A 13,624-nucleotide genomic window follows, 5' to 3' on the forward strand; every position below is an offset into this window, starting at 1 on the left:
CATATCGGCCGATGACATGAGGGTCAATCGCGACGAGTGCGGCGCCGAGCAGACCCAATAGGGAGGAAATTCTATGCGCCACAAGCTTTTACGACTTTTGCCAGTAACGCTGGCGACGCTGTCGGTGACGGCCGGATGGCAGGTCGCGGGCTCTGCCGAAACGCGCAAGGGACGCGCTGCGCCGACCGCTTCCAAGGCGTCCGACCTGCGCGTCGGCGCCTTCCGCTTGCGGCTCGACCCGGTCAGCCAGACGGCGCGCAGCCTGTCGCCCGTCGGGACGCCGGGATTCGATTTCCTGCCGGTCGGGCGTTCGCGTGAGCGGGCGGGCAATGGCTATAATCATCTGGGCGACATCCACCTGCGCATCCGCGCCGGATCGGGACCGTGGCAGGATTATTCCTCGTCCCGCGAGCGCAAGCCGGTGCGTGCCCTGCCTGTGCGCGGCGGCATTCTGGCGGCGGCGGACATCACCGCGACGATGGGCACCGGCCTGCCGCTGCGCATCGTTCGCGAATGGGTCAATGAGGGCGGCGTGCCCGCGCTGCGCTTCACCCTGACCAACAATTCGCCCGCCCCGGTGGAGATTGGCGGGCTGGGCATCCCGATGGTGTTCGACAACATCATCAGCGACCGCACGCTGGAACAGGCGCATGCCCAGGCGAGCTTCGCCGACCCCTATATCGGGCGCGACGCGGGCTATGTGCAGGTGACCCGCCTGAACGGCGCGGGCCCGGCCCTGCTGGTCCTGCCCGAGCGGGCGACGCCGCTGGAGGCCTATGTCCCCATCCCGACGGTTCGGGAAACGGGGGGCAAGGCCGTCATTTCCGAGGCCAGCCCGCGCGCCCAGACCTCCGAAGGCTTTTACGACTGGACGATCGCCAGCGCCGCCTATGCCCAGACCGACTGGGCCAAGGCCGGGGCGCCATGGAACGAGCCGACCAGCATCCGCCTGGCCCCCGGCGAAAGCCGCCGGATCGGACTGCGCTTCGCCGCCTCGCCGAGCATTCGCGGCATCGAACAGACGCTGACCGCGCAAAGCCGCCCGGTGGTGGTCGGCGTGCCCGGCTATGTCGTGCCGACCGATCTCGACGCCGCATTGTTTGTCCGCGCGCCTTCGGCCATCACCGGTTTAACCAGCTATCCCGCCGGCGCGCTGGAGGTGACGCGCCAGCAGGGCAAGCCGGGCTGGACACGCCTGTCGGTGCGCGGGCGGCAATGGGGCCGGGCGCGTCTGACGCTCCAATATGCCGATGGCAGCGTCCAGACGGTGCAATATTTCGTCACCAAGCCGCTCGAGAAGACCATGGCCGATCTGGGACGCTTCTCGACCACCCGGCAATGGTTCGAAGGCAAGGGTGATCCCTTTGGCCGATCCCCCGCCATCCTGACCTATGACCGGGAGGCGAACCGCATCGTCACGGACGACCCGCGCGTCTGGATTTCGGGGATGAGCGACGAGGGCGGCGCGGGAAGCTGGGTCGCGGCGGTGATGAAGCAGCTCGACAATCCCGACGCCGCCGAGATCGCCCGGATCGAGCAACTGGTCGACAAGACCGTGGTGGGACGCCTTCAGGTCGCCGACGGGCCCCATGCGGGCGGCGTCAAGAAGAGCCTGTTCTATTACGACCCCGTCGCCTTCCCCAATCTCTATCAGCCCGCCAAGGACTGGAAGAGCTGGACCTCGTGGAAGAAGGACCAGGCCGACGACCTGGGGCGCGCCTATAACTATCCGCATGTCGCGGCGGGACATTGGGTCCTCTACCGGATCGCGCGCAACCATCCGGGCCTGACGCGGGTGCATGACTGGCAATGGTATCTCGATCATGCCTATCAGACGATCACCGCGATGATGCGCGACGCCCCCCATTATGCGCAGTTCGGATTGATGGAGGGCGACGTCTTCGTCGACATCCTCACCGACCTGAAGCGCGAGGGATGGACCGCCAAGGCCGATGAGGTGGAGCGACTGATGAAAGGCCGCGCCGATCACTGGCGGACGCTGCAATATCCCTTTGGCAGCGAGATGGCGTGGGATTCGACCGGCCAGGCGGAAGTCTATGCGTGGATGCGCTATTTCGGGTACGGACCGCAGGCCGATGTCACGCGCGAGGTGATATTGGGCTATGACCCGACCATTCCGCATTGGGGCTATAACGGCAATGCGCGGCGCTATTGGGACTTTCTGTATGGCGGCAAATATCCCCGGCTGGAGCGGCAGATCCATCATTACGGATCGACGCTGAACGCCATTCCGCTGTTCGACTCGTTCCGGCGCGACCCGCGCGACATGCATCTGCTGCGCGTCGCCTATGGCGGGCTGTTGGGCGGGATCACCAATATCGATCAGCAGGGCGCGTCGTCCGCCGCCTTCCATAGTTGGCCCGACCGGATGGCGTGGGACCCGTATAGCGGCGATTACGGCATGGGCTTTTTCGGCCATGCCTATGCGGCGGCGACCTATCTGGTCGATGATCCTTCGCTCGGCTGGTTGGCCTATGGCGGCAACCTGTCGCAGACGGGAAGCGCGATCCGGGTCGAGCCGCGCGACGGGGCGCGGAGCCGCTTCTTCGTCGCGCCCGCGGGGCTATGGCTGACGCTCGAGGCGGGGAAGATCGCGGCGGTCGAATATGATCCGGCCAGCCGGACGGTTCGCCTGACCCTTGACCCCGCCACGGCGACGACGCCGACCGCGCGGCTGTTCGTCGAGACGACGACGCCGGGTGGCAAGGCCTATGCCCCCGATCGTGGCACGATGGAGCGCGGCGGCTACGCCATCGCGCTATCGGACTCGCCATCGCCACTCGTCCTGTCCGCGAGATAGGAACGGAGCTGGCGGACCAGGGGCACATCGGCGGGCGGTATGGGCCATGCGTCCATCGCCGCCGCCTCGCACCAGATCAGGCCGTCCGCCTCCAGCGCGACCGGAATGCCCGACCATTGGCGGACGACATAGAGCAGCAGGACCAGATGGCGACCGGGCAGCGGCTCGGTCGCGAACCCTGCCGGCTCCAGCGCGGCCGGCTCGACGGAGATCGCGAGTTCCTCATGGAGTTCACGGACCAGCGCGGCCTCGGGACTTTCGCCCGCTTCGATCTTGCCGCCGGGGAACTCCCAAAGGCCGCCCAGCGATTTGTCCGCCGGACGCTGTTGCAGGAGCACCCGTCCCGCGCCGTCGATCAGGGCCGCCGCCACCACCGGAAATAGCGGCGCAGGATTATCGGCCCGTGGGCCCTCCCCATAGATCATTTCTTAACCCACACCCGATAAGACCGATACGGCATGATAGCGTCCAACCTCCTCCGCACCTTGCGACATGTCTGCGCCGATACGCGCGGCGCGACCGCTGTGGAATATGGTTTGATCCTCGCCAGCATCGTTGTGGTGCTGATCGTGGGGCTCTCCCAATTGGGGGTCAGCCTTCAGGGCGTGCTGCAGCTGCTGAGCAACGAACTGGGCGATGCAGTCCGTTAGCACTCAGCAGGAACGTTAAAAACTTAAGCCTTCGTCAACCAGTTAGCGGTTAAACACCACCAAGCTGATCCGGCTCTCCGGCTCAGCCGGGTGATCGACAGAGCATTTGAGACAACGGAGACCGGAATGAAGACGATCCGCAAGATGGTGAAGAACAACAAGGGCGCGACGGCCATCGAGTATGGCCTGATCGCTGCCCTGATCGCCGTCGCCGCCATCGGTGCCATGAAGGGCCTCGGCACGCAGCTGAACACCACGTTCGGCAACATCACCACCAAGCTGTCCAACCCCTGATCCAATGGCGATCCCGTGGCGTGACAATATCGCCACCTGATCCCCTGGGCTTGCCCAGCAGGATATGACCTTCGGTCGGATTGTGCCTTACGGACAGCACGCAATCCGGCCGAAGTGCTTTTTGGAATGGCTGCGTTCGCGCAGCGCTCATTCGGATGATGCCAGCCGCCCCGCCGATCGCACAGGATCGCTCGTGGCCCCATCATCCCTTCCCGACATCGTGACCGGCAAACGCGCTTCGGTCTGATCGGTGATCCCGTTGAGGGCGCGACAAAAAAATCCCGCAGGAGGGATAACGCGCCGCGCCATCCCCCCGCTATCCGCCATCCGTCTTTAAAGGCGACCCATCGCCAGGAACTTGGCCGCGCGACCTCGCTTCAGTTCGTCGCGACCGACGCCACCCAGATCGCCAAGCGCCTTTTCGATCGCGTCGCGCAGATTGGCGATCGCACTCGGATGGTCGCGATGCGCGCCGCCGACCGGCTCCGGAACGATGGTGTCGATGACGCCGAAGCTCTTCAGATCCTGCGCGGTCACCCGCATCGCCTCGGCCGCTTCCGCCGCCTTGTCCGCCGTGCGCCACAGGATCGAGGCGCAGCCTTCCGGCGAAATCACCGAATAGACGGCATGCTCGAACATCAGCACCCGGTTGCCCGCCGCCAGCGCCACCGCGCCGCCCGATCCGCCTTCGCCGACGATCGCGGAGACGACCGGCACGCCCGCCGCCAGGCAGGCCTCGGTCGAGCGCGCGATCGCCTCGGCCTGGCCGCGCTCTTCGGCCTGGATGCCGGGGAACGCGCCCGAGGTATCGACCAGCGTCACGATGGGCAGGCCGAATCGGTCGGCAAGTTCGACGAGGCGGATCGCCTTGCGATACCCCTCGGGCTTGCCCATGCCGAAATTGTGGCGAAGGCGGCTGGCGGTGTCCTCGCCCTTTTCATGGCCCAGCACCATGACGCGCTGGCCGCGAAACTGTGCGAAGCCGCCCATGATCGCCTGATCGTCGCCGAACGCGCGGTCGCCGGCCAGCGGCACGAATTCGTCGAACAGGCCCGCGACATAGTGCTTGAAGTGCGGGCGCTGCGGATGACGCGCGACCTGCGTCTTCTGCCACGGGGTCAGCTTGGCGAAGGTATCGCGCAGCAGCTTGTCCGACTTGGCCTGGAGCTTGGCGATCTCTGCGCCGATATCGACCGTGCCCTCGGCCGTCGTGTCGCGCAGTTCGTCGATCCGGCTCTGAAGCTCGGCGATGGGTTTCTCGAAATCGAGGAAGGTCGTTGACATGGGCCTAGCGCCTAAGGGCGCTTGTTCCGAAAATCAACGAGCGGGTGCCGTGCATTGACGAGTTCGACCAATCGCGCCGCCTCGACATGGGTGTAGATTTCGGTCGTCGCGATGTCGGCATGACCCAGCATCGCCTGCACCGCGCGCAGATCCGCCCCACCGCCCAGCAAATGGGTGGCAAAGGCGTGGCGCAGGACATGGGGGCTGACGCGATCCGGCGGAATGCCGGCCTCGGCCGCCAGCGCCTTGACCAGTTGATAGAGGCGGATGCGCGTCAGATGCTTCTTGCCGCCGGGGAACAGCCAGGTCGCTTCGGTGGGAACATGGCTTCGCCACGCCGCGACTGCGGCCCGTGCCCGGTCTGAAATCGGCACCATCCGCTCCACCGCGCCCTTGCCTTTCAAGATCAGATAGGGGCGATCGGGATGCACCGCATTGCGTGGCAAGGCGACCAACTCGCTCGCGCGCAGGCCCGATCCGTAAAGCAGCTCGATCAGCGCCGCCAAGCGCAGGTCGTTGGGCAGCGGATGGCCAGCGGACGTCCGCTCGGCGATCGCGGCGAAAAGGCGGTCGATGTCGGCATGGCTCAACACCTTGGGCAGCGTGCGACGTCGGCCCGGCCGGGGTAGCGCGGCCGAGGGATCATCCTCGCGCAGCCCCTCTTCATGCAGAAAGGCATAGAATCGCCGCAACGCCGCCGCCTTGCGCGCGACGCTGCTACTGGCCAGCGTGGCCCAGCCATCGGCCAGCATGCGCAACGCCGCTTCGTCCGCGTCGGCCAGCCCACCCATCGCCTCGCCCGCCAGTCGCAAGTCGGAGCGATAGGCGGTCAGCGTGTTGCCCGCCGCCCCCGCTTCGGCCGCCATCATCTCCAGGAAACGGTCGAGCAGCGCGGCATCGCGAGACGTCATGCCCTCGCGATCGCCTCCGCCGCGATCATCCGCGCCTCGGCATCGAGCCCGACCGAACGCAAGGCGCCGACGATGCGGTACAGCGCCTGGGGCGGCACGCCGCGCCAGTCGCTCGTCTGCATCCCGATCGCACAAAGCACCACCACCATGCCGGTCTGACCATCGGCCACCGCCTGGTCCAGGGCCTCGGTCCAGGCGTTCCGCTGCCCGATCCGCACGTCCAGCGCCTGCGCGCCGCGTTCGGTATCGCTTTGCGACAGACGGCCCAGCCCCGCCAGCCCGGCGAAGAACATGCGTTGTTTCCACGCGTCGCCATCGGTGGCGTAGGACGTCACCTGGTCATAGCCGACCTGGCCCTGCTGGTCGGGATCGCTCAGTTCGATCATCGCCCAGGCATCTCCGCCCTGCTTGACCGCGCCGCGCCAGCGTGCCGCGCTGCGATCCAGTCCGGCGGACAGCATCGAGGCGATCAGACGATCCGAATCGCGATCGGAGGATAGAACCGGCAGGCGGGCGACCGCACGCGCCGTCAGCACCAGCCGGCCATAAGGCGTCCGGTCGTCGCTGCCCCAGAGCGAGCGGATCGCGGACAGGCGCTGACTCTCGTCGCTTCCCGCATAGGCATTGCGCAGGTCGTTGGCGATCGCGCCCTGCGCCCGGCTCGCCTGGTCGTCATCGGCCAGCGCCGAGTAAAAATCGACGAGCGCGGCGTTGGACAGCACGCCCATCGTCGCCGCCTGATCGATCACGCTTGCCCGCTCGGTCGCGGCGACGGCTGGGGATGTGGCCAGCCAGCCGCGCACCTGCGGTCCGACATAAGAGAGATATTCGGGCGCGATGCTGACGCCCGTCGCCGTCGCCAGGCCGAATCGCCAGCTCGTCAGGCGATCCGCGCCGCTCCAGTCGACTGAGACCGCGCGGCGACCACCGGCGCTCGACCCCATCAGCTTTTCGGCGAGCTTCAGATCGAAATCGTCCGTAATGCGCTGGCGCCGGACCTGACGCAGGATCGCGGCACCGCGCTGTCCGTCGCCCGCCAGCGCGGCGCACATCGCCTGCGCCACGCGGTAGCCGCCAAGCCCGGTCACGCTGCTGCCCCGGTCGGCCAGCGGGCACAAGCCCGCCGGATCGCTGGAGGCGAGCAGCGCGTTGATGCCGACCTGGAAGAGCTTGGGCGTATAGTTGGCGGTGTCGACGGACTGCACCACCGCGCGCGCCACCTGTGCCTCGCCCATGCGGAGCAGGAGCCATGCCCGCTCGGCCGCGAAATCGGCGCCGTTGACGCCGCGCGGGGTGATCATCTGGGCGGCCAGGGTCCGGCGCAGCAGGATCGAGGTCCAACGCGACGGCAAAGGCGCCGACAGACGCCGCATCAGCGTTTCCGCCACCCGCCCGTCCGCCCCTGCGAAGACACGGCTGTCCAGCGCGCCTTCGCTCGGGCCGGCCGGTCCGACCAAGGCCAGCGAGCGGCGCGCCGAGGCGGGCAGCTCATATTCGGCCAGCGTGCGGGGATCGATCGTCGCGCTGGGCGACGGCGTCGGGCTGGGCTTCGGAGTCGCGAGCGAGTCCAGCAGCGCGCCGACGGGATCGGCCTGGCTGGGCGCGGGTGTCGCCAAGGGCGTCGGGCTCGCCACCGCACCGGACGGCACGCGCGGCGTCGAGGTTCCGCGCGGGGTCGGCCGGGGGGTGGCCGGCGCAGTCGGCTGACCAAAGCCGGGAGGAAGCAGCGATTCGGGCCGATCCTGCGCCGCCGCCAGCGCGGCGGCCCCGACCATCAATAAGGCGACGGCACGGGGCAGATGGCGAAAACCGGCCTTCCGCTTATTGCAGGTTGCCAAGCGAGACCGCCTTTTCGACCTGGGTGGTCGGCCGTTCGGTCGCCCGGCCCGAGAGCAGGAACAGCCCCCCGACGATCACGACGAGCAGGATGATGAGCGAAACGACCATACGGGACATGAAACGCAAAACCTTATAATGGACCCGCGAAAGCCCGGCCGGTGTTGCCGGGCGCGCGCACGCTGTATAGCGCAGAGTGCAATGTTGCAAAGCCACAACCCTGTAGATGCAAGCTGGAACGGGTCACCCATCGTACTCGTCGGGCTGATGGGCGTGGGCAAGTCGACCGTGGGTCGCCGTCTGGCGAATCGGTTGCGGGTGCCCTTCGTCGATGCCGACACCGCGATCGAGGAAGCCGCGGGCATGAGCGTGTCCGAAATCTTCGCCGAATTCGGCGAACCCTATTTCCGCGACGGCGAACGCCGGGTGATCGCCCGGCTCGTCGATGGACGGCCCAAGGTGATCGCCACCGGCGGCGGCGCGTTCATCAATGACGAGACCCGCGCGCTGATCCTGGAACAGGCGACCGCCATCTGGCTGAACGCGACGCCCGAGGTACTGGCCGAACGCGTGAAGCGCCGGGACACCCGCCCGCTCCTGCGCGGCAAGGATCCGCTGAAGGTCCTTCGCGAACTGTCGGCGGTCCGCAATCCGATCTATGCGCTCGCCCCCATCCATGTCTCCAGCAAGCGCGGGCCGCACGAGGCCACCGTCAACGCCATATTGAAAGCCATCGGACGATGAAGACCGTCACCGTGTCGCTCGGCGACCGTAGCTATCCCATCCATATCGAGGCCGGGCTGCTGCCGCGCGCCGCCGAATGGCTCGCCCCCCTGTCGCGCGGACGCCGCATGGCGATCGTCACCGATGAGAATGTCCGCCCCCATCTCGCCGCGTTGCAGGCTTCGCTGGCGTCCGCCGGGGTGGATAGCGAGGCGATCATCCTGCCGCCGGGCGAGAAGACTAAAAGCTGGGCGATGCTCGAGCTTGTCTGCGACCGGCTGCTGGAACTGGGCATCGAGCGGTCGGATCATGTCATTGCGCTGGGCGGCGGGGTGATCGGCGATCTGGTCGGTTTCGCCTGCTCGATCGTCAAGCGCGGTTGCCGCTTCGTCCAGATACCCACGACTCTGCTGGCGCAGGTCGATTCGTCGGTCGGGGGCAAGACGGCGATCAACACCTCGGCGGGCAAGAACCTGATCGGCGCCTTCCATCAGCCTGCCATGGTGCTCATCGATCCGCAGGTGCTCGATTCGCTGCCCGCGCGACAGGTTCGGGCCGGTTATGCCGAGGTCGTGAAATACGGCCTGATCGACGATTTCGCCTTTTTCGAATGGTGCGAGGCGAACGGCTCCGCGCTGATGGCGGGTGACGCGGATGCGCGCGTCCATGCCATCGCCCACTCGGTCGCCGCCAAGGCGCGGATCGTGGCCGCGGACGAGCACGAAACCAACGGCATTCGCGCGCTTCTCAATCTGGGCCATACTTTCGGCCATGCGCTGGAGGCGGAAGCGGGCTTTTCCGACCGGCTGCTTCACGGCGAAGGCGTGGCGGCAGGTTGCGCGCTGGCGTTCCGCTATTCGGTTCGAAAGGGCCTTTGCGAGCGTCAGGATGCCGAACGGGTCGCCGCGCATCTGCGTGCGGTCGGTTTGCCCGACGGTCTCGCCGCCGCCGGGATCGATGCCCCCTCCGCGACGTTGGTCGAGCATATGAAGCACGACAAGAAAATGGCGGCGGGCACCCTGCCCTTCCTGCTCGCCCGAGGGATCGGCCGGACCTATCTCGACAAGACGGTCGATCTGGCCGACATCGCGGCGTTTCTGGACGCGGAACCGCGCTGATGCCCAATGGCGTCCGAAAACAGGATTTGCCGAGCAAGACCTGCCCCGCCTGCGGACGCCCCTTCACCTGGCGCAAGAAATGGGCGCGGGATTGGGAGAATGTGATCTACTGTTCGGATACGTGCCGAAAAAAGCGGTGAGGGTTGCCCCTCGGCCCCGCTCTATCCCCGCGCGGCCCGACCTGCTGCCAGCGCCCGCTCCCGCCCTTCGCGATGGCCGATGATCTTGGCCGGATAGGTTTTGGGCCGGCACCCCGCCCCGTCGGGATCGTGGATCGCCGTGTCGGACAAATGCTTCAGTTCCGGCACCCATTCTCGAATATAGTCGCCCGCCTCGAACTTTTCCGACTGGCTGAGCGGCGCCATGATACGGCCGAACATGTTGGCGTCGATCCCCGTCCCCGCGACCCATTGCCAGTTGACCGAGTTGTTGCCGTAATCCGCATCGATCAGACAGTCCCAGAACCAGCGCTCCCCCTCGCGCCAGTCGATCAGCAGATGCTTGATGAGGAACGAGGCGGTGATCATCCGCACCCGGTTGTGCATCCAGCCCGTGGTCCAAAGCTGGCGCATCCCCGCATCCACGATCGGATAGCCGGTGCGCCCGGTCTGCCAGGCCTTCAGATCGGCATCGGCCTCTTTCCCCTGGCGCCATGGCAGACGATCGAAAGCCTCGCGGCCGTTGCGATCGGCATAATCGGGCAGCGCCATCACGACGCCATCGGTGAAGTCCCGCCACGCCAGTTCCTTGCGAAACGTCTCGGTATCGGCATGCCGGTCGAGCGCATGCCAGACGGTGCGCACCGACACCTCTCCGAAGTGGAGATGCGGGGACAGGCGCGAGCTTCCCTCTTCCGAGGGCATGTTGCGGCCCGTGTCATAGCCGGTCGCCTTTGGAAGGAAATCCTCGATCCGCTCCCGCGCGGCCGCTTCGCCGGGCGTCCAGTCGCTGTCGAAGCCCGTCGACCAATCGGGCTTGGTCGGCAGCAATGCCCAGTCCGACAGCGTTTCGCTCTTCGGCCATCGCTCCGGCGCGTTCAGCGCCTTGGGCGGGTCGAGCGGATGCTCGGGCGGCAAATGGCCCTGCAGGCCCTTCCAGAAGGCGGAATAGATGCGAAACGGCTTTCCGCTGCCGGTCGTGACCAGTTCGGGGCGTGCGAGATGATTGCCGTCATGCAGGCAAATCCCATCGCCCAGTTCGTCCTCCGCCTTGCGCCACCAGGGTTCGTAATGGCGGATGGCATGGATCGTCTCCGCGCCCATCTCCTCCATCAGCGCCCGGAGCACCTGCGTCGCCGCGCCGCGCCGCAGGATCAGGCGGCTACCCCGTTGCTTCAGATCTTCGGCCAAGGACGTCAGGCTGTGGTGGAGCCACCAACGCTGCGCCTCTCCCATCCGCCAGTCGCCGGGCGTGTCGTCGTCCAGGATATAGACCGGGATGACGGCACCCGCCTCCGCCGCCGCCAGCAGTGCAGGTTGATCGTGAAGGCGAAGATCCTGTCGAAACCACAGGATGGAGGGGGCAGCAGTCATCGGACCGCTACGCTTCGCTTGCCCCCAGGTTCCACCGCCTTCCATCGTTTTCCGAGCGTCAATATGGCGGTGACGTGCCGCTCCGCGATCGCCATCACATCGTCGCCATAACCGCCGCCCACCGTGCTCGCCAGCGGCAGCCCCCGCGCCAATGCCAGATTGGCAATCAGATTTTCCCGCGCGACCAGTCCCTTGTCGCTGAGCGACAACCGCCCCAGCCGATCCCCGACAAAGGGATCGACACCCGCCTGGTAGAGGATGATGTCGGGTCGATGCTCGTCGAGAAAGGGCCGGAGCGTGGCGTCCAGTTCGGCCAGATAGCCATCGTCGTCCACTCCGTCCGGCAGGCCGACGTCCAGCGTGGACCGCGCCTTGCGCGCCGGAAAATTCTTCTCGGCATGGATGGAGTAGGTGACGATGTCGGTCCGCCCGGCGGTCAGCGCGGCGGTGCCGTCGCCCTGATGCACGTCGCAATCGACGATCGCGACCCGGGCGACCGTCCCTTCCTCGACCAGCCGGTTCGCCGCGATCGCCAGGTCGTTGAAGATGCAATAACCCGCCCCCGTATTGGCCAGCGCATGATGGCTGCCCCCGGCGGTGTTCGCGGCAAAGCCGTGATGCAAGGCCAGCATCGCCGCGGTCCAGCTCCCGCCCGGCACCGCCCGCGCGCGATAGGCGACCTGTTCGGTGATCGGAAAGCCGATGCGGCGCGTCTTTTCCGGCGGCACCCGCGCCTCCAGCACCTCTGCGACATAATCCGGGTCGTGCACCGCCTCGATCCATGCGGGCGGCATCAGCGCCGGCTCGGTCCAGGCCACGGCGTCGCCCTGTCGGCGCAGCAGGTCGCGGATCGCGCCATTCTTGCCCCAGCGATAGGTGGAGCGTGTGGGAACCTCGGTCACATAGGCCGGGTGATGGACGACATGGATCATCCTGCCTAGTTAGGATGTCATGACCCGCGATAGGAGGGCCGAGGGCCCCTTGCCCGAACTGCGCGCCGATGTGGCGCGGTTTCTGGGCTATTATAATCGTCTGCCCGGCCCACCCCAGCAGGATCTGGAACCCGAGGCCGCGCGCCTGATGATGCGGGCGGCCCGCGACCTGACCGATCCGCCGATCGGGCCGCTCGGCATCGACCGCCGCTTCACCATCGATGGGCCGGGCGGCGCGATGCCGGTGCGGCTGTTCGATCCGCGCGAGGAGCGGGCGGCGGGGCCGGTCGTGCTGTTCCTGCACGGCGGCGGCTTCGTGCTGGGTGATGTCGACACCCATGCGCCGCTGGCCGCCGAGATCGCACGCGCGCTGGACCTGCCGGTGCTGTCGCTCGATTACCGACTGGCCCCCGAGCATCGCTGGCCCGCCGCCCCCGATGATTGCGAAGCGGCGGCGCGGTGGATTGCCGACCGGCCGGACACGACCGGACTGGTCCTGATGGGCGACAGCGCGGGCGGCACTTTGGCGACGGTGACGGCCATGAGCCTGCGCGATCGTCCCGCTGCCGTGCCGGTTCTGGCGCAAGGACTGCTCTACCCCGCCACCGACATGGCGCGGGCGCATCCGTCGCTGCGTGATTTCGCGGACGGCTATTTCCTGACCCGCGCGATGCTCGACTGGTTCGTCGCCTGCTATGCCGCCGATCTGGCCGATGTACGCGCCGCCCCGATGCGCGGCGACCTGTCGGCCATGCCGCCCGCCGCGATCGTCACCGCCGAGTGCGACCCGATCCGCGACCAGGGCCGCGCCTATGCCGCCGCGCTCGCCCGCGCCGGGGTGCCCGTCAGCTTTCGCGAGGCGAAGGGGACGATCCACGGCTTCGCCACGCTGCGCAAGGCGATCCCATCGGGCATGGCCGACCTTGCCGCATTCCTGCTTGCGTTGAAGTCGCTGATCGTGGAGGCGGATGCGGCACGCCCCATGGGACAATGATGATGACCGACCTCCCCTATCGCCCCTGCGCGGGCGTCATCCTGATGAACCGCGACGGCCGCGTTTTCGTCGGGCAGCGGATCGATTCGACGCTGGAGGCATGGCAGCTTCCGCAAGGCGGGATCGACCCGGGCGAGGAGGCCGACGCCGCGGGCCTGCGTGAGCTGTTCGAGGAAACCGGCGTCACCGCGGATAAGGTCGAACTGATCGCCCGCGCGCCGCGCGAACTGACCTATGACCTGCCCGAGGACATGATCGGGAAGGTGTGGAAGGGCAAGTGGCGCGGCCAGCGACAAATCTGGTTCCTCTATCGCTTCCTGGGCGAGGACGGCGACATCCGCATCGACACCGAACATCCCGAATTCCGCGCCTGGCGCTGGACCGAGCCACAGACGCTGCCCGCGATGATCGTGCCGTTCAAAAAGGCGCTGTACGAGGAACTGCTGGTCGTCTTCGCGGAGCATTTCGCCGCACCGCAGGGGGACGCCGCCATTCCCGTCGCGCCGCGATCGGCCTAAGGCTTGGTATC

The 13,624-nt window shown here is 67.1% G+C and carries 15 protein-coding genes; 8 read left to right on the plus strand and 7 right to left on the minus strand.

From position 1 onward, the window contains the following. Positions 1 to 73 precede the first annotated feature (73 nt). Positions 74 to 2,821 carry a DUF5695 domain-containing protein gene (locus tag NZL82_RS00775; RefSeq protein ID WP_261267876.1) on the plus strand — a complete coding sequence of 916 codons (2,748 nt, stop codon included), beginning with the start codon at positions 74 to 76 and terminating at the stop codon, positions 2,819 to 2,821. Here the strand turns inward: NZL82_RS00775 and NZL82_RS00780 are convergent. Beyond that, positions 2,767 to 3,246, minus strand: coding sequence for a (deoxy)nucleoside triphosphate pyrophosphohydrolase (locus tag NZL82_RS00780; RefSeq protein ID WP_261267877.1), 480 nt, complete (start codon positions 3,244 to 3,246; stop codon positions 2,767 to 2,769). The genes NZL82_RS00775 and NZL82_RS00780 overlap by 55 nt on opposite strands. 33 nt (positions 3,247 to 3,279) lie before the next feature. On the opposite strand from NZL82_RS00780, the gene NZL82_RS00785 reads away from it, so the two are divergent. Together NZL82_RS00785 and NZL82_RS00790 are read left to right on the plus strand one after the other, a co-directional pair. Continuing rightward, on the plus strand, positions 3,280 to 3,471 hold the full coding sequence (locus NZL82_RS00785; protein ID WP_261267878.1) for a Flp family type IVb pilin: 192 nt from the start codon (positions 3,280 to 3,282) through the stop codon (positions 3,469 to 3,471). Positions 3,472 to 3,597: 126 nt separating this feature from the next. Continuing rightward, positions 3,598 to 3,765, plus strand: coding sequence for a Flp family type IVb pilin (locus tag NZL82_RS00790; RefSeq protein ID WP_261267879.1), 168 nt, complete (start codon positions 3,598 to 3,600; stop codon positions 3,763 to 3,765). A 333-nt stretch (positions 3,766 to 4,098) separates the two neighbouring features. Here the strand turns inward: NZL82_RS00790 and NZL82_RS00795 are convergent, their stop codons facing one another. The 4 genes from NZL82_RS00795 to NZL82_RS00810 are packed head-to-tail and all read right to left on the minus strand — an operon-like array spanning position 4,099 to position 7,916. Next, positions 4,099 to 5,049, minus strand: a complete 951-nt coding sequence (locus NZL82_RS00795; protein WP_261267880.1) for an acetyl-CoA carboxylase carboxyltransferase subunit alpha — start codon at positions 5,047 to 5,049, stop codon at positions 4,099 to 4,101. An 11-nt stretch (positions 5,050 to 5,060) separates the two neighbouring features. After that, a complete protein-coding gene (locus tag NZL82_RS00800) occupies positions 5,061 to 5,960 on the minus strand; it encodes a tyrosine-type recombinase/integrase (RefSeq protein WP_261267881.1) in 900 nt (299 codons plus the stop codon). Further along, entirely contained in the window at positions 5,957 to 7,798 is a 1,842-nt protein-coding gene (locus NZL82_RS00805) for a hypothetical protein (protein WP_261267882.1), read from the minus strand. The genes NZL82_RS00800 and NZL82_RS00805 overlap by 4 nt, the downstream gene beginning before the upstream one ends. Next, positions 7,782 to 7,916 (minus strand): hypothetical protein, encoded by a 135-nt coding sequence (locus NZL82_RS00810; RefSeq protein WP_261267883.1) that lies wholly within the window; start codon positions 7,914 to 7,916, stop codon positions 7,782 to 7,784. The genes NZL82_RS00805 and NZL82_RS00810 overlap by 17 nt, the downstream gene beginning before the upstream one ends. A gap of 81 nt (positions 7,917 to 7,997) precedes the next feature. On the opposite strand from NZL82_RS00810, the gene NZL82_RS00815 reads away from it, so the two are divergent. From NZL82_RS00815 to NZL82_RS00825, 3 genes are read left to right on the plus strand one after another with little or no spacing between them, the layout of a single operon-like run. Beyond that, positions 7,998 to 8,540 carry a shikimate kinase gene (locus NZL82_RS00815; RefSeq protein ID WP_261267884.1) on the plus strand — a complete coding sequence of 181 codons (543 nt, stop codon included), beginning with the start codon at positions 7,998 to 8,000 and terminating at the stop codon, positions 8,538 to 8,540. Continuing rightward, positions 8,537 to 9,637 (plus strand): 3-dehydroquinate synthase, encoded by a 1,101-nt coding sequence (gene aroB / locus NZL82_RS00820; protein ID WP_261267885.1) that lies wholly within the window; start codon positions 8,537 to 8,539, stop codon positions 9,635 to 9,637. Before NZL82_RS00815 ends, aroB begins: the two co-directional genes overlap by 4 nt. Continuing rightward, positions 9,637 to 9,777: a DUF2256 domain-containing protein gene (locus NZL82_RS00825; protein ID WP_261267886.1), complete on the plus strand. Its 141-nt coding sequence runs from the start codon at positions 9,637 to 9,639 to the stop codon at positions 9,775 to 9,777. The genes aroB and NZL82_RS00825 overlap by 1 nt, the downstream gene beginning before the upstream one ends. Positions 9,778 to 9,798: 21 nt before the next feature. Here the strand turns inward: NZL82_RS00825 and NZL82_RS00830 are convergent, their stop codons facing one another. Continuing rightward, on the minus strand, positions 9,799 to 11,169 hold the full coding sequence (locus NZL82_RS00830) for a deoxyribodipyrimidine photo-lyase (protein WP_261267887.1): 1,371 nt from the start codon (positions 11,167 to 11,169) through the stop codon (positions 9,799 to 9,801). Beyond that, the gene (locus tag NZL82_RS00835) at positions 11,166 to 12,101 is read right to left on the minus strand and encodes a histone deacetylase (RefSeq protein ID WP_261267888.1); all 936 of its coding nucleotides are present in this window, start codon (positions 12,099 to 12,101) and stop codon (positions 11,166 to 11,168) included. The genes NZL82_RS00830 and NZL82_RS00835 overlap by 4 nt, the downstream gene beginning before the upstream one ends. A 19-nt stretch (positions 12,102 to 12,120) precedes the next feature. Between NZL82_RS00835 and NZL82_RS00840 the strand changes: the two genes are divergently transcribed. Together NZL82_RS00840 and NZL82_RS00845 are read left to right on the plus strand one after the other, a co-directional pair. Then, the gene (locus NZL82_RS00840) at positions 12,121 to 13,095 is read left to right on the plus strand and encodes an alpha/beta hydrolase (protein ID WP_261267889.1); all 975 of its coding nucleotides are present in this window, start codon (positions 12,121 to 12,123) and stop codon (positions 13,093 to 13,095) included. 2 nt (positions 13,096 to 13,097) lie between these two features. Next, the gene (locus NZL82_RS00845) at positions 13,098 to 13,613 is read left to right on the plus strand and encodes an RNA pyrophosphohydrolase (RefSeq protein WP_261267890.1); all 516 of its coding nucleotides are present in this window, start codon (positions 13,098 to 13,100) and stop codon (positions 13,611 to 13,613) included. The last annotated feature ends 11 nt before the right edge of the window (positions 13,614 to 13,624 follow it).

The sequence above is a fragment of the Sphingomonas sp. LC-1 genome (assembly GCF_025371035.1).
Taxonomy (GTDB): Bacteria; Pseudomonadota; Alphaproteobacteria; order Sphingomonadales; family Sphingomonadaceae; genus Sphingomonas; species Sphingomonas sanguinis_E.